Consider the following 15,632-nt stretch of genomic DNA (forward strand, 5'->3'; position numbering starts at 1 on the left):
GAATAATAGTGAGAGGTTGAATGATTAAGCTGTTAATTTTCATCGTAGTAATTGCCATTCCTACACAAGTATTTAGCAAGCAAACATGGCAAATTGTTACAGAAAACTACCCTCCCTATTTTAGCGAAAACCTACCTAGTAATGGCTGGCTATATGAAATAGCCGAATCAGCGCTTAAAACGCAAGGTATTAATAGCGAACCAGAATTCACGACATGGGATCGCGCTTTAAAGCTATTAGAAAAAAACAGAAAAACCGCTATTTTAGGTGCTTTTTATTCATTAAAAAGAAATGAAGTTTTTTACTACTCTCGTCCACTTGCAGTTGCTCACTCAGGAGTTTTCAAACGAAAAGAGAGTGTTATTAGTTTCGATGGTACAGTTCAATCATTAACACCTTATAGTATTGGCACAGAAGACAATGCCTTTGTAAGCCAAGAGTTTGCTAGAAATAGGGAGCTGGCAATAACGTCCACTAAAAGCCTTCCTACAAGCTTATATTTACTACAACAAGGGCGTATTGATTTAGTCGCGGGTACTAAAGAGGTTGGAAATTATTGGCTTGAACACACTAAAACCGAAGATTCAGATGATAATAATATTGAGTACTTATCGCCAGATCTTGCTTCTCATAAACTATATTTAGTTGTCTCTAAATCAAATTATAGAGCCAAAGAATACTTACAAAAATTTAATAGAGGAATTGATATAATAACTAAAAATGGACGCATTGCTAAAATTATGAAAAAACATAATTTCAGCAATCAGAAAATAGCAGAATATATTAATTTTTTAAAAGAAAATGAGGGTATTTAAACAGTGGGAACACCGCTGTGAAATTTAAAATCAGTATCGGTTGTCGAAATTAACTCTTTTTCTTTTTCACCAAAAAAGTTTACGCGATCGGTAATATCAAAATCAGCAATTTCTTGCGCTAGAGTTAAATAATCTTGGTAATGACGCGCTTCTGAACGTAGCAACGAAATATAAAAATCACCTAAACGTTTGTCAACATGCGGTGCAAGCTTTGCAAAACGCTCACACGAACGCGCCTCAATATAAGCGCCTACTATTAGCTTATCGACTAATGCATCGGGCTCGAACGTTTTAACATGACGAAGCATACCTTTTGCGTAACGACATGGTGTAATACTTTGATACTCAACACCGTACTCGTCCATAATTTCGAGCACTTGATAAAAGTGATGCAGCTCTTCTTTTATCAGCAAAACCATTTTATCGATTAGACCTTGCCCGTATGGAGAACTCGATTTAGGAATTATTGATTTAGTGAGCTTATTTTTAGCAGCCAGATCGCGCCAATTCCCTTCTCGTTTGTAAATAAGCGTTTCAAATGGCTTTAGCCACTCGAGTAATGCATCACTACCCTCTTTATCTACCGCGTATTTACGTATTAAAAACATCGCACTTTGAGCTGCTTTTAATTCACAAATTAAGTGATCTATTAAAATGACTGATAAGTTTTCTTTTTTAATTGCTTGCTCCACCCATTGCTCTGGGGTGGTACACAATAAAAAGTTATTAATCGGCTCTAAAAGTTGGCTATGTGGCACGTTGACTGCTCATTACTAAATAAATTTGATAGACCGTTATTTTAACACGAAATTTTGCTTGGGATAAATCAAAGCCCTTATCTGCGTCTAAATGTTAATAACGAGTTAACTTGACTTTGCAAAATAAGTGAACCATAACTGTACATAGACTGTATAAAAATAAATCAACCAAAACAATAATACGTTCCTTTTATGGAGTAAGTACTATGATACTAAATCACCTCTGGGGCATTTATGCTCACCCACTTGAAGAATGGCAAACAATAGATAATCGCCATGAAAGTTTAACCTATAGTTTGTCGCATATTTTACTGATTGCTTTATTTCCTTCAATAATGGGCTACTACTCATCTGTTTATTTAGGATGGAGCATAGGTGCAGGCAATCCCGTATTTTTAACGCACGATAGTGCACTGCTAATTGCAGGTGCAATGTATTTTGCTTTAATAGCGGGTGTTTTTGCATTGGCGTATTTAGCCCATTGGATGGCGGTTACATTTGGCTCTAAACCTACATTTACACAAACACTTGAACTTGCAGCATATACTGCAACACCAGTGTTTATGTCGGCACTCGCCGCTTTTTGGCCTGTACTTTGGTTTGTAGTGTGTATTGGAATTATTGCACTGGCTTACTCGGTTTATTTACTCTACACCGGCGTACCAATACTTATGCATATCCCAGAAGAGCGTGGCTTTATTTACGCCAGCTCGGTAGTAACGTGTGGATTAATATTACTGATTATTATTTTAGCTGTAACAGCTATGCTTTGGACAAATGGGATTGTTAGCCCAATGTTTACTTAATAAATTTCACCTAAAAAAAGAGTCGTGTTTGATAGAAATGTTCCCTTTCTTTCCTTCGCAAAAAAGGAGCTAATTAGCTCCTTTTTTTATGTTTAATGATTTTTACTAATAACCATTAATCAGCTTCGTTTTCGTCTTGGTTGTGTATTTCTAAACCTGAAGACATTGCACTTTCGCGGGTGCTTTTTGCTGAATCGTTACGTAGCTTATCAATACGGTTTAAATAGTTTTGATCAATATCGCCAGTAATATATTGGCCATCAAATACTGAAGTTTCAAACTTAGTAATTTCAGGGTTTTCTTGGCTAACCGCAGCAATTAAATCTTTTAACGATTGAAAGATTAAACCGTCAGAACCAATACTTGCATTAATATCTTCTACTTCACGTCCGTGAGCAATAAGCTCAGCGGCTGAAGGCATATCAATACCGTACACATTAGGGAAGCGTATTTCAGGTGCCGCTGATGCAAAGTAAACGTTTTTAGCGCCAGACTCTCGGGCCATTTCAACAATTTGTGCTGATGTTGTACCACGAACAATTGAGTCATCAACTAATAATACGTTTTTACCTTTAAACTCGCGATCAATTGCGTTTAGCTTTTGACGCACTGATTTTTTACGCATCTCTTGGCCAGGCATGATAAATGTACGACCAATATAACGGTTTTTAACAAAACCTTGGCGATACGGTAAATCAAGTACACGTGCGATTTCCAGTGCTACATCACATGAAGTTTCTGGGATTGGGATAACTACATCAATGTCTTTATCAGCCCATTCACGTGCAATTTTTTCGCCTAGTTTAGTCCCCATGTTTACGCGTGTTGCGTACACAGACATACGGTCTATTGTTGAATCAGGTCGAGCAAAATAAACAAATTCAAAAATACACGGCGAGTAAGATGCCTTATCAGCACAACTAAGTGAATGGAATTCACCTTCTTCTGTAACATATATAGCTTCACCAGGGGCTACATCACGTACAAACTCAAAACCGTCCGGTTTCAACGCAACGCTTTCTGAGGCAAACATGTACTCAGTACCTTTTTCGGTTTCGCGTTTACCAAATACAAGTGGGCGAATACCATTAGGGTCGCGAAAAGCAACAATGCCGTGGCCGATAATCATAGCAATAGTTGCATAACCACCGCTTACTTTATTGTTTACTTCGGTTACCGCAGTAAAAATATCTTCAGGGTCTAAATGCAACTTATCAGATTTGCTTAATTCATGTGCCATGATATTAAGTAAAATTTCAGAATCTGATGTTGTATTAACGTGACGACGTGCTTCTGAGAATAACTGCTCTTTTAAAGCTTCTGCATTAGTAAGGTTGCCATTATGGGCAAGTGCTATACCAAACGGTGAGTTAACATAAAAAGGCTGTGCTTCAGATGAGCTTGAAGATCCTGCTGTAGGATAGCGCACATGGCCAAGACCAATTGTACCTTGTAGTCGTTTCATATGACGTGTGTGAAAGGCATCTTTCACAAGGCCATTTGCTTTGCGCAAGCTAAACGTATTATTCTCAATGGTAATGATACCCGCGGCATCTTGACCACGGTGCTGCAAAACAGTTAAGCCATCATAAATCGCCTGATTCACAGGGGATGTTCCGACTATTCCAACGATACCACACATGTAATTTATCCTCGCCGATTAACGGTTTACTGAATTTAAAAAGCTCGAGTTGTTTTCTAGGTACGAAAAGAACCATTCAACAACAAAGCCAAATTCTGGAATCAAAATAGAATTGCCCCACCAGTGCGTATTGGGTGCACCAGTAAAAGCATCAAGAAAGAAGAGTAACGCGCTCACGACCAACACGCCTCGTAGAGCACCAAACACTATGCCAAAGACACGGTCGGTACCCGATAAACCAGTACGATGTACAAGTTCACCTAAAATGTAGTTTAGTAAACCGCCTAACAGTAGCGTCGCAAAGAATAATATGGCTATGGCCGCAGCATTTCTTAAAAGGGGTTCAGAAATGGTTGTTAGGAAGGAAGCTAAATATTGGTAAAATAAGCTAGAGATGATAAAGGCGCCAGCCCATACCGCTAATGACATTGCTTCTTTTACAAAGCCGCGTATTAAACCGATGATGGTAGACAATGCAATGATGCCAATAATGGCGTAATCAACCCAGATCATAAGAACCAATTAGTCGCTAATTTGGGGCGCATTCTATACCCAAACATCGTTAGTATGCAAGTTTAAACGGGAGATTACTGGGTTGTAGTCAATACAAAAAATTAACATTATAGAATGGGTATTGTGAGATAAAGATAATGATAAAAACAAATATAAATAAATAAAAAAAGGCTTGTGATACAAGCCTTTTTTTAATTATTTTGTTACTTCGTATTGCGTAACTTTACCATTTAATTTAGTAAGCTCTTTCAGCTGGGGAAGCTGCTTTTGTAATTCATTTTTATCAAGCGAAGGACCAACAAATACCTTGGTTAACGTCCCATTTGGGGTTTTAATCGGTTTAGTAAACGTTTTAAACCCTTCAACTTTTAATTTAGCCTGTAATGCTTTTACATTTGCAACATGTGAAAAACTACCTAATTGAATAACGTAAGCCATACTTGTTAGGTTTTCATCACTTTTACGAGGCGCAATAGGTTTTGGTTTAGCTTGAACCGGTGCCTTAGTGCTCGGTGTAGCTTTGGGTTCAATAGTCGCTTCAACAACTTTATTCTCTACAGCGTAGTCACTCTCATCCATAGCGTTTTGCTGCTCAAAAGCTTCATCGTCAGCTTGAATATCTTCAATTTCATCTTGTTTTAGTGGCTCAGCATTAGCCATGTTTTCATCAATTGACTCTTGAAGATCGATTGTTTTGAACTCAGGGCGATCAGGTATCGCTTTAAAGCCTTCTTTATAATGCACTTTTTCGCCATCGAGTATATTAGGGATAAACACAATTGCTGCGATCACTACTATACTTGTTCCGACTAAGCGATTAATAAAACTTGAGTTCACCGACATCCTCTCTATTTTTTAAAGTAATTAATAGCGCCGGCCACTGTAAAAAATGAACCAAATACAATCAACATAGTATCACTTTGTTGTTTTGGTAAAATTACACTCAGTGCCTGTGCCACACTATCATAGCTATTGATAGTATTATGATGAGATATACCCTGCAGCGCATTTTGTAAATTACTTGCAGTGTCGCCTCGCGGACCACTTAAGCTCGCTAATGACCACTCATCGACCAAGTGACTTACTTCTTTAAGTACACCCACTTTATCTTTATCAGCAAGCATAGCGGCTAATGCATGAATTTTAAAGCCTTTATCTTTATAGCTTGATAACTTATTGGCTAAATAACGCGCCGACTCAGGGTTATGTGCTACATCGGTAAAGACTAAAGGCTCAGCGCTTAACTGCTGAAACCGCCCTTCTACAACTAAATTAGCGAGGCAACTTCGTATGACTTGCTCACTTGGTAATAAGTTTAAAACGCTTAGCGCAGTTAACGCCGTTGCTGCATTTTGACACGGTATTGCTGGCTTATCTATTACAAGATTATGTTCTTTATATTGCCAATTAAAGCTCTCAGTATTCTCTTTGAAAATAAAGTCACTGCCCGACAACGTCATATTGGCATTAATTTCTTTGCCGTAATCAGTCATTGTGTGAGGAATATTTAAATCCCCTATAATAGCAGGCGTATTTTCACGAAAAATACCGGCTTTATCATAAGCCACTAACTCTCGTGTATCACCTAGGTACTCTTTATGATCTAAATCGATAGTGGTGATCACGCTTGCAAAGGGAGTTACTATATTTGTAGCATCAAAGCGCCCGCCTAGACCAACCTCTAGTAATACATAATCGACCTTACAGCGTTTAAAAATTGCCAACGCACCCAAAGTACCATATTCAAAATAAGTCAGAGGAGTGTCTTTACGGCCTTGCTCAAGCTGGTGAAAAGAATCTATATGGAGTTGGTCTGCCAGTTCTTCGCCATTAACTCGTACACGCTCGTTATAACGAATTAAATGAGGAGATGCGTAAGTGCCCACGCTAAAACCTTGCGCTAGTAATAGCGACTCTAAGCAACGTGCAGTGGTGCCCTTACCGTTTGTACCGGCAATAAGAATAATTTTACTTGGAGTGTTTAAAAGGCCAATATTGTTGGCAACATTAGCAACTCGTTCTAAACCCATTGCAATGTTAGCTGGGTGAACACTTTCTAAATAAAAAAGCCAATCATCAAGGCTTGATGATTGGCTAGGAATTGTTTTTGTCATAGCGTGTAATCAGTAAAGCTGAAATTTACGCTACTCTATGCTCTTGTTCCGTAGAAGGCAAGTTCATAAATTTAGCTAAAATGCGTGCAAGGGTATCGCGCATTTCACGGCGGTCAATAATCATGTCAATTGCACCATGTTCTAGCAAAAATTCACTACGCTGAAAACCTTCAGGTAATGTTTCGCGAACAGTCTGCTCAATAACACGAGGACCTGCAAAACCAATTAACGCTTTAGGTTCAGCAACGTTAATATCACCCAGCATAGCAAGTGATGCAGATACACCACCCATTGTCGGGTCGGTCATTACTGAAATAAATGGAAGACCTTTTTCCGTCATTTTTGCAAGTGCAGCACTTGTTTTAGCCATTTGCATAAGCGACATAAGCGCTTCTTGCATACGTGCTCCGCCTGATGCAGAAAAACAAATAAGCGGCATGTTATGCTCTAAACATTGATCAACAGCATCAACAAAGCGAGCGCCAACAACAGAAGCCATTGAACCACCCATAAATGAGAACTCAAATGCTACCGCTGCCACTGGAATACCTTTTAATCGGCCTTTCATAGCTACAAGTGCATCTTTTTCACCACTTGCTTTTTGGGCTGCACTGATACGGTCAGAGTACTTTTTAGAATCTTTAAACTTAAGAATGTCTTTAGGCTCATGTTGTGTACCAAGCTCTTGACGATCACCTTCATCTAAAAAGTGCTCTAGGCGCTTACGGCCACTAACACGCATGTGATGGTCACACTTAGGACATACGTTTAATGACTTTTCTAATTCAGCTTTATATAAAATTGAATCACACGATGTACACTTAGCCCAAACACCTTCTGGGATTTCTTTACGACCTGATGATTTTGTCGTTTTAGGTAAGATTTTTTCTAGCCAACTCATTTGCAACTCTCTTAATACTGTTCTGTGTCGCGAGCCTGCTAATAGCAATTAGCAGACAAATTTTTTCAATTAAAACATGAATTACACTAACGCGGTATAAAAAACTGGTCTTAGTAGTTAAAAGTGCTCATAAAAAGTACTTATACCACATCTATATCAGGCAAAAATAAAGGGCCTAAAGGTGTTTGAGGAATATTAAATTGCTCAGGGTAGTCAACATCCACTAAATACAAACCAGCAGCCTTAGCGGTAGCACTGGCCTTTGCGCGTTCTTTACAATCAAGTAGCTCTTTTATCCATATAGGTTGTTGTTTATGTAAACCAACATCCATTAAGCTGCCTGTGATATTACGTACCATGTGATGTAAAAATGCATTCGCTTTAATATCAATAATAACGTAAGTACCTTGGCGCTGTACCGACAGATGATGAATTGTTCTTGTCGGTGTATTCGCTTGGCAATGTATCGCTCTAAAAGAGGTGAAATCGTGTTTACCTATTAAGTACTGACACGCCTCTTGCATCTTTGTTTCATCAAGATGATGATGAAAATGCGTAACCCCCTCGTTTAATACCGCACCTCGTAGGGGGGAGTTATAAATAACATAGCGATAACGACGAGCTGTAGCACTAAAACGGGCATGAAAGTCATCAGCAACCGGTTGGGCAAAGCGAATAGCAATATCTTTAGGCATTAAAGTATTCATACCTAGTGTAAATGCGACCATATCGCGATCGGCTTGCGTTTCAAAGTGTATTACTTGGCCTGTACCGTGCACACCAGCATCTGTACGCCCTGCACATATAACTTCAACAGGATGATTACAAATACGCGACAACGCTTTTTCTACTTCTTGCTGTACGCTATTTACATGTGATTGACGCTGCCAACCACTATAACGTGCGCCGTTGTATTCAACTCCAAGTGCTACTCGCATAATTACCGTTTTACCTACTGTGCTAATGAACGAGGCATTTTATGCTATCTAACGATGCAATAAAAGGAGACCTGTCGTAATCAAACCAATACACATAAAAAAACCCGTATTTAGCTAAGCTAGATACGGGTTCTTATAAACATTTTAATTATTTTAGTTTAGCTTTTAAGCTAAGTGCTTCCTCTTGAACTTCTTCAGGACCTTTGTTAATGACATCCTCAATAACTTTAAGCGCAGAATCAAAATCATCAATTTCAATATAAGCACGCGCTAAATCAAGTTTAGCTGAGTAGCCACCACTTTCAGCATCAACATCCGTTGGGTTATCACCTGCAAGTAATGCATCAAACTCACTCAAACCGACATCCATATTAACGTCGGTGTAAGGTTCGTGTTCAAGTTCAGCGTCGTCACTTTCTTCTAATAATGAATCAATATCTACAAATTCGTCATTATCAAGTTGCTCAACATCACTACCTTCAACAAGTGACTCTGTTGTAGTTAATGAATCATCTGTCTCTAAGTCTTCTTTTAGCAAGCTGTCAAAGTCAACATCAAATTCACTGCTGTCATCAACACTTAAGTCTTCAGGCTCTGCTAACTCACTAAGTAATGAATCAAAATCAGTTTGCGTCAAATTCGACATAAACTCTTCATCAAGTTCATCGTCAGAGCTAATATCAGTGCTACCCACTTCATCTAAGCTTGTTAACTGTGCTTCGCGCTCTGCATTTGTTTGCTCTTGCGATTCGTCTGATAACTCATCAGTTAGCGCTTGCTCTAAACTATCTTCGTCAAATTCAGCATCTAATTCAGAAAAATCATTTTCAATTAAAATCTCATCATCAAAATCATTTTCTAAACTATCTAAATCAGCATCTGCCATAAGTGCGTTTGCTAAATCTTGCTCAGCTTGGCTGGAAGCGACTCCCGGTGCCTCACCATCTAAATCATCCCCTTGTAATTCTTCAGGGATAAATGGCAACTCACTTTCTAATGTTTCTTGAACTTCATCAAGGTTAAGAGGTTTGATGTCATCTTCAATACTTGGTGGTTCAACAGAATCAACCTCATTATTAATTTCTTGAAGTAAATCATCATCAAGCGACTCATCTTCAATCTCCGTTTCAGTTTCTAATTCAGAGAAGTCATTATCAATTAATAGTTCATCATCAAAATCATCTTCTAAACTATCTAAATCACCATCTGCCATAAGCGCATTTGCGAGATCTTTCTCTGTTTGACTAAGTGCTACTGCATTTTCATCACCCGATGCATCTCCTTTAAGCTCTTGCGGCTCAAACGAAGGCTCATTCTCTAATAATGATTGATCATCGTCTAATTCAAGTTCAGGATATTCATCCAACTCTTCACTTGGCGTTACAAGCTCGCTATCAAGCTGCTCTTCAATTTCAGTAAGATCTGAGTCATCGTCGCCCGCTAGCGGATCGTCACCAAGATCAACTTCTATTTCTTCAAGATCATCATCAAGCTCATCTAAAGACCAATCAGGTGTTTCTATATAGTCGTCATCAGTGGCCTGTTGTAGCTCACTTAAAAGCTCATCAACGCTCTTTAAAGTATCATCTGTGTATTCTTCAAGTGCATCTTCAGGATCAAGAAGCGACTCTGATGTGTCTGAAAAATCATCAACCGTTACATCTATAAGTTCTGGCTCTTCTGCAAGCTCTGGCTCTTCTTCAAGTTCTGGTTCTTCTTCAAGCTCTGGTTCTTCTTCAAGCTCAGGCTCTTCTTCAAGCTCAGGCTCTTCTACAAGTTCTGGTTCTTCTTCAAGCTCTGGCTCTTCTTCAAGCTCAGGCTCTTCTAAAGGCTCAAGTTCTTCTTCAAGCTCTGGTTCTTCTTCAAGCTCAGGCTCTTCTTCAAGCTCAGGCTCTTCTACAAGTTCTGGTTCTTCTTCAAGCTCTGGCTCTTCTTCAAGCTCTGGCTCTTCTTCAAGCTCAGGCTCTTCTTCAAGCTCTGGCTCTTCTACAAGTTCTGGTTCTTCTTCAAGCTCTGGCTCATCGTAAAGCTCTGGTTCTTCTTCAAGCTCTGGCTCATCGTAAAGCTCCGGCTCTTCTTCAAGCTCCGGCTCTTCTTCAAGCTCTGGCTCTTCTTTAAGCTCAGGCTCTTCTTCAAGCTCAGGTTCTTCTTCAAGCTCAGGTTCTTCTGTAAGTTCAGGCTCATCGCCAAGCTCGGGTTCTTCATTTAATGATGAAGCAAGCGACTCAATATCATCAACATTTAATTCTTCTTGAGCATCTGCTAAATCCTCAACTGAGTCTGCTAATGCATTATCAATTTCTGAATCTCTTACATCTGAATTTTTTAGTTCATCATCAATTAGGTTATCTATGTCGTCTAAATCAAAATCATCGCTTTGTTCAACTAATGAATCATCTACAGTATCTACTGCAGCCTCATCAATTAAGCTATCTATGTCGTCTAAATCAAAGTCGTCACTTTCCTCAACTAATGAATCATTTGCAGTATCCACTGCTGCCTCATCAATTAGGTTATCTATGTCGTCTAAATCAAAGTCATCACTTTCCTCAACTAATGAATCATTTGCAGTATCAACTGCTGCCTCATCAATTAGGTTATCTATGTCGTCTAAATCAAAGTCATCACTTTCCTCAACTAATGAATCATCTGCAGTGTCAACCGCTGCTTCATCAATTAAGCTATCTATGTCATCTAAATCAAAATCGTCGCTTTCCTCAACTAATGAATCATCTGCAGTGTCAACCGCTGCTTCATCAATTAAGCTATCTATGTCATCTAAATCAAAATCGTCGCTTTCCTCAACTAATGAATCATCTGCAGTGTCAACCGCTGCTTCATCAATTAAGCTATCTATGTCATCTAAATCAAAATCGTCGCTTTCTTCTAGAAGTTCATCTTCGTCGAGTAACTCTGCATCAATTGAGTCATCTACCACATCACTTTTTGGGTCATTCGCTTCATCAATTAAGCTATCTATATCGTCTAAATCAAAGTCGTCGCTTGTATCAAGTTCAGCTGAAGTGTTATTTGAGGTATCTAATTCTGTTGATGTTTGATCTAATAATTCATCTATATCAAAATTATCATCATCTGCAAGCTCCTCACTTAAAGCCGCCATTTCATCATGAGACTCTAAGCTATCATCCTCTACAGCTTCGCTTGTTTGCGGTGCATCAAACTCAGGTAGACTATCGTCTTCATCAAACAAGCTATCTAAATCGTCATTAGTTAGAATTTCATCATTGTTTATTGAGTCATCAGATAAGTCTAAATCAATATCTTCAGCGTTTTCATCTGAAGGTTGATCAAACCCTTGCTGCATAAAAATATCGAGTTCATCATCGTCATCGGTATTTTCATCATCAAAAACAATGTCATCACTTAGTAGACTTTCAAGCTCATCCTGATCGAGTAAATTCTCACCACCTGAAAAATCATCTAGGCCGTCATCTAAATCATCATCAGGCAACATATCATTTTCGAGATTATCATCAAGTTGAACACTCAAGTCATCTAAAGGGTCGGGTACAATTGGATCGTCATTTAAGCTTGGGCCTAAATCATCATCGCCAGTGTAAATTGGGGTTTGTGGTAAAAAGTCATCATCGTTTTGTGGCTCTTCTTGATTACTTGCTCGTTTGCGTAAAAACATAACAATTGCAAAAATAATCAGTAGCCCAGGAATAAACATTAATAAACCCAGCACTATCGGATTTGAAAATAATGAGCTTAAATCAAACGATTCTTTTGGTACTATCTCTTGTTTTTTTTGCTGTGCAATAATCTCGTTTTGCTTAACAATTAGTTCTTTTAATTGATTTTGAATTTCACTGTCTTGTCCTAACTGTAAGCGTAAGTTTTCGAGTTCGTTTGAAATACCTGATAATTGTTTTTTAAGATTATTATTCTCAACTAAAATTTCTTCTACATTGCTTACAGAATTTTTAAATTGTTGTTGTAACTCAACCAGCTTAGTACTTTGCTCTGTTTTTATTTCATTTAATTCTTTCTGTATCTCTTTTTTGGCATCGTCTACGTCGACTTTACGAGCTTGGGTTACTTTTGTTTGTGCTGAGGTAATTTCGCTTTGCGTAAGTGTGCCATTTTTTTTCTTTTCCCATAATGCATCATCTTGCTCTGAGCGTTGTTTTGCAAGCTGTGTATTTACACCTTTTATTTCGGCTAAAGTAGGGATTTTTAAATAGGCACCATTTTGAATATGATTAAGATTTTGTTCTAAAAATGAGTTGGGGTTTTTGTTATACAAGGCCTGCATAACTTGATAAATGCTGACGGAGTTATCTGGGCGCACTTTAGCCGCTATACGCCAAAGTGTGTCTGTTGGTTTAATTGGCCCAATAGATCGCCCTTGCGCACCATAGTCAACGCCTTTAGGCCCCTTTAATTGGGTACTGTCTTGAGAGTAAACTGGCGTTACTATCAATGCAGACGCTAATATAATAAGTGTAACTAAACCGCGCATGCTGATCCTTTAATATTTAAATATTAACAAAACACTTAAAGCTTAAGTGCATAAATATTGTTGATTATTGCTGTTATCAGCCAAATGACTGACTCGCATTTATTATTACAATCTATTTTTATTGCAAGCTCTATTCCAATTACAAACTATAAACCAGTTAAGGCTTAATATCCATCGCAACACCTTGAAAATAAATGCCTTAAAACATCTTTATAAATATTAATTTATTGAGTGTTATCAATCAGTTTTTATACTTTCAAAAATAAACGGCAAAAAATTGACAAGCTCTATAAACAAAAAGCGGCAAACAAATAATGTTTACCGCTTCGAAAGTGTGTTCAGCGCTATTAACTATTACATGTAATTAGCAATAAGCTCTTCTGCAATTTGAATACTGTTAGTTGCAGCACCTTTGCGAGTGTTATCACTTACAACCCACATGTTTAATCCATGAGGATGAGAAATATCAGCACGTAATCGGCCTATATAAACAGTATCGTTACCACTAGCGTCAGACACTGCTGTAGGGTAATCACCTTCATCATCAATTAGCTCGACACCAGGCGCGTCTTTTAAAAGTTGCTTAACGTGTTCAAAGTCATAAGGCATGCGCGTTTCAATATTAATTGATTCTGAGTGACCAAAAAACACGGGAACACGTACACATGTAGGATTTACTGCAATAGTGGTATCACCCAAAATTTTATGAGTTTCATTTACCATTTTCATTTCTTCGCGTGTATAGCCATTATCCTCAAAGCTATCAATTTGAGGAATAACGTTAAATGCAATTTGCTTCGGAAATACTTTATTATCCATAGGGCGTGCATTCATCAAGTTAGCTGTTTGCTTTGCAAGTTCATCAACCGCTTCTTTACCTGCGCCCGATACAGCTTGGTAAGTAGATACGTTAATACGGTCTATTCCGTAAGCATCATAAATTGGTTTAAGTGCTAACATCATCTGAATAGTTGAACAGTTAGGGTTAGCAATAATATTACGATTCCTAAAATCAGCTAGGCTTGAAGCATTAACTTCTGGCACCACTAGTGGGATTTCAAAATCATTTCTAAAGTGCGATGTATTATCGATTACAATACAGCCGGCATCAGCAGCAATAGGAGCATATTTTTCAGATACACTACCACCAGCAGAAAACAAACCTATATGCGCTTGGCTAAAATCAAAGCCTTCAACGTCAAGTACTTCAATGGTCTCACCACGAAACTTTATGTCTTCACCTGCGCTGCGGCTGCTCGCAAGTAAAAAAAGCTGATCTACAGGAAACTTACGATCTGCTAGCGTTTCAATGATTTGACGGCCTACTAAACCAGTAGCGCCAAGTACGGCAACGTTATATTTTTGCGACATATTTCTTCCTCTATAAACGACATTAAAACAACATCGTTAGTTAAATAATTATTTAGCTATGCTAAAGCCAAGTTGACTAAGTGCTGCTAGTTGTGGGCTATCACCTTGTAGGAATAAGGTGCTAAATTCTCGCCTTACCGGATAATTTTTACGTAAACTATCAAAGCCCTCACCTTCTAAATGACGAAGTAAAATTCCGTCATCGCGGCGTACGTCATAAATTAAATGCACCAAACGGGCAATATCTTGCTCGCTTAGGCTTTGCGTAACAGTTGCATTTGTAATAGCAGGTATTGGTAAAAAATCATCCAACGATTTACTCACCTCTACACCTTTTAGGTCACACAATTTTTGATACAACATTTGTGTACCTCGTGCTTTCCCCTCAAGTGTATGCCCTGCGATATGCACACTGGCATAACGTACATGCTCTAGTAATTCAGTTTGAATATTGGGCTCTTTTTCCCATACATCAAGTACTATATCTAAATCAGCCCCAGCTTCCATTACCTCAAGCAATGCTTGATTATCAATTACGTCGCCTCGGCTTGCATTAATTAGCGTGGTTCCTGGCTTAAGTGATTGTAATCGCTCTTTATTCATCATGTGCAGCGTTTTGTGCTCGCCACCTTTAATAAGTGGAACATGAAAAGTAACAACATCTGATTGCGCTAATAACTCATCAAGCGCTACATGCTCTTGTAGTAAGCCCTGTTCGTGCTTAATTGGATCGCATAACAGTACGTCGACATTTAATGCTTTTAATTTTTGCGACAAACACGTGCCAATGTTACCCATTCCTACAATACCAATTGTTTGACCACACAATGGGCGCGCATTTTCTTGGCTTAATGCAAATAAACTACTAATTACATATTCAGCTACAGCAACTGCATTACAACCAGGAGCACTGGTAAAAGCAATATTTCTATCATGTAGTAATTGCGTATCAATATGGTCAATGCCAATTGTAGCAGTGCCCACAAAGCTCAGCTTGTTAGCTTGTGCCAATAGTTCATGATTAACATTAGTCACTGAACGAGTAAGGAGTACATCTACATTTATTAATTGTTCAGGCGTTAATTTACGACCATCAAAACGCTCAACCTCACCAAAGTCTGCAAAGTACTGCTCAACTAAAGGCATATTTTGATCGGCAAGAATTTTCATCACTGAGTCCGTTTGGCAATTAAGTGGCGCCATTGTAACGAACAACCAAGCCTTTACACAAACTAAAAAGGCGCATTTTAGCTGATACAAATACTTAAAAGTGGTTATGTTGATTGTT

Annotated in this window: 12 protein-coding genes; 2 read left to right on the plus strand and 10 right to left on the minus strand. The window is 38.4% G+C overall.

The window, feature by feature from the left end:
* Positions 1 to 20: 20 nt before the first annotated feature.
* A complete protein-coding gene (locus I6F50_RS03220; protein WP_165741005.1) occupies positions 21 to 815 on the plus strand; it encodes an ABC transporter substrate-binding protein in 795 nt (264 codons plus the stop codon).
* Here the strand turns inward: I6F50_RS03220 and miaE are convergent.
* A complete protein-coding gene (gene miaE, locus I6F50_RS03225) occupies positions 812 to 1,573 on the minus strand; it encodes a tRNA isopentenyl-2-thiomethyl-A-37 hydroxylase MiaE (RefSeq protein ID WP_010553847.1) in 762 nt (253 codons plus the stop codon). The genes I6F50_RS03220 and miaE overlap by 4 nt on opposite strands.
* Before the next feature lie 206 nt (positions 1,574 to 1,779).
* On the opposite strand from miaE, the gene I6F50_RS03230 reads away from it, so the two are divergent.
* Positions 1,780 to 2,379, plus strand: a complete 600-nt coding sequence (locus tag I6F50_RS03230) for a Yip1 family protein (RefSeq protein WP_197175307.1) — start codon at positions 1,780 to 1,782, stop codon at positions 2,377 to 2,379.
* A 115-nt stretch (positions 2,380 to 2,494) separates the two neighbouring features.
* Here the strand turns inward: I6F50_RS03230 and purF are convergent, their stop codons facing one another.
* The 9 genes from purF to I6F50_RS03275 all read right to left on the minus strand — a co-directional run bounded on the left by purF (position 2,495) and on the right by I6F50_RS03275 (position 15,514).
* A complete protein-coding gene (gene purF, locus I6F50_RS03235; protein WP_007580920.1) occupies positions 2,495 to 4,021 on the minus strand; it encodes an amidophosphoribosyltransferase in 1,527 nt (508 codons plus the stop codon).
* Positions 4,022 to 4,039: 18 nt separating this feature from the next.
* Complete coding sequence (locus I6F50_RS03240; protein WP_007376853.1) at positions 4,040 to 4,534, minus strand: CvpA family protein; 495 nt, start codon at positions 4,532 to 4,534, stop codon at positions 4,040 to 4,042.
* A gap of 195 nt (positions 4,535 to 4,729) precedes the next feature.
* Positions 4,730 to 5,371 (minus strand): SPOR domain-containing protein, encoded by a 642-nt coding sequence (locus tag I6F50_RS03245; protein ID WP_165725402.1) that lies wholly within the window; start codon positions 5,369 to 5,371, stop codon positions 4,730 to 4,732.
* A gap of 11 nt (positions 5,372 to 5,382) precedes the next feature.
* The gene (gene folC / locus I6F50_RS03250) at positions 5,383 to 6,648 is read right to left on the minus strand and encodes a bifunctional tetrahydrofolate synthase/dihydrofolate synthase (protein WP_165728735.1); all 1,266 of its coding nucleotides are present in this window, start codon (positions 6,646 to 6,648) and stop codon (positions 5,383 to 5,385) included.
* A gap of 25 nt (positions 6,649 to 6,673) precedes the next feature.
* Positions 6,674 to 7,549, minus strand: a complete 876-nt coding sequence (gene accD / locus I6F50_RS03255; RefSeq protein WP_007376856.1) for an acetyl-CoA carboxylase, carboxyltransferase subunit beta — start codon at positions 7,547 to 7,549, stop codon at positions 6,674 to 6,676.
* A gap of 140 nt (positions 7,550 to 7,689) precedes the next feature.
* Positions 7,690 to 8,487 (minus strand): tRNA pseudouridine(38-40) synthase TruA, encoded by a 798-nt coding sequence (gene truA / locus I6F50_RS03260; protein ID WP_007584098.1) that lies wholly within the window; start codon positions 8,485 to 8,487, stop codon positions 7,690 to 7,692.
* Positions 8,488 to 8,635: 148 nt separating this feature from the next.
* Positions 8,636 to 12,973 carry a FimV/HubP family polar landmark protein gene (locus tag I6F50_RS03265; RefSeq protein ID WP_197175309.1) on the minus strand — a complete coding sequence of 1,446 codons (4,338 nt, stop codon included), beginning with the start codon at positions 12,971 to 12,973 and terminating at the stop codon, positions 8,636 to 8,638.
* 354 nt (positions 12,974 to 13,327) lie between these two features.
* A complete protein-coding gene (locus I6F50_RS03270) occupies positions 13,328 to 14,344 on the minus strand; it encodes an aspartate-semialdehyde dehydrogenase (protein ID WP_007586655.1) in 1,017 nt (338 codons plus the stop codon).
* A 48-nt stretch (positions 14,345 to 14,392) separates the two neighbouring features.
* On the minus strand, positions 14,393 to 15,514 hold the full coding sequence (locus I6F50_RS03275) for a 4-phosphoerythronate dehydrogenase (RefSeq protein ID WP_197175311.1): 1,122 nt from the start codon (positions 15,512 to 15,514) through the stop codon (positions 14,393 to 14,395).
* Between the last annotated feature and the right edge of the window lie 118 nt (positions 15,515 to 15,632).

Source organism: Pseudoalteromonas sp. NZS127_1, assembly GCF_015864295.1.
GTDB lineage: Bacteria > Pseudomonadota > Gammaproteobacteria > Enterobacterales > Alteromonadaceae > Pseudoalteromonas > Pseudoalteromonas arctica.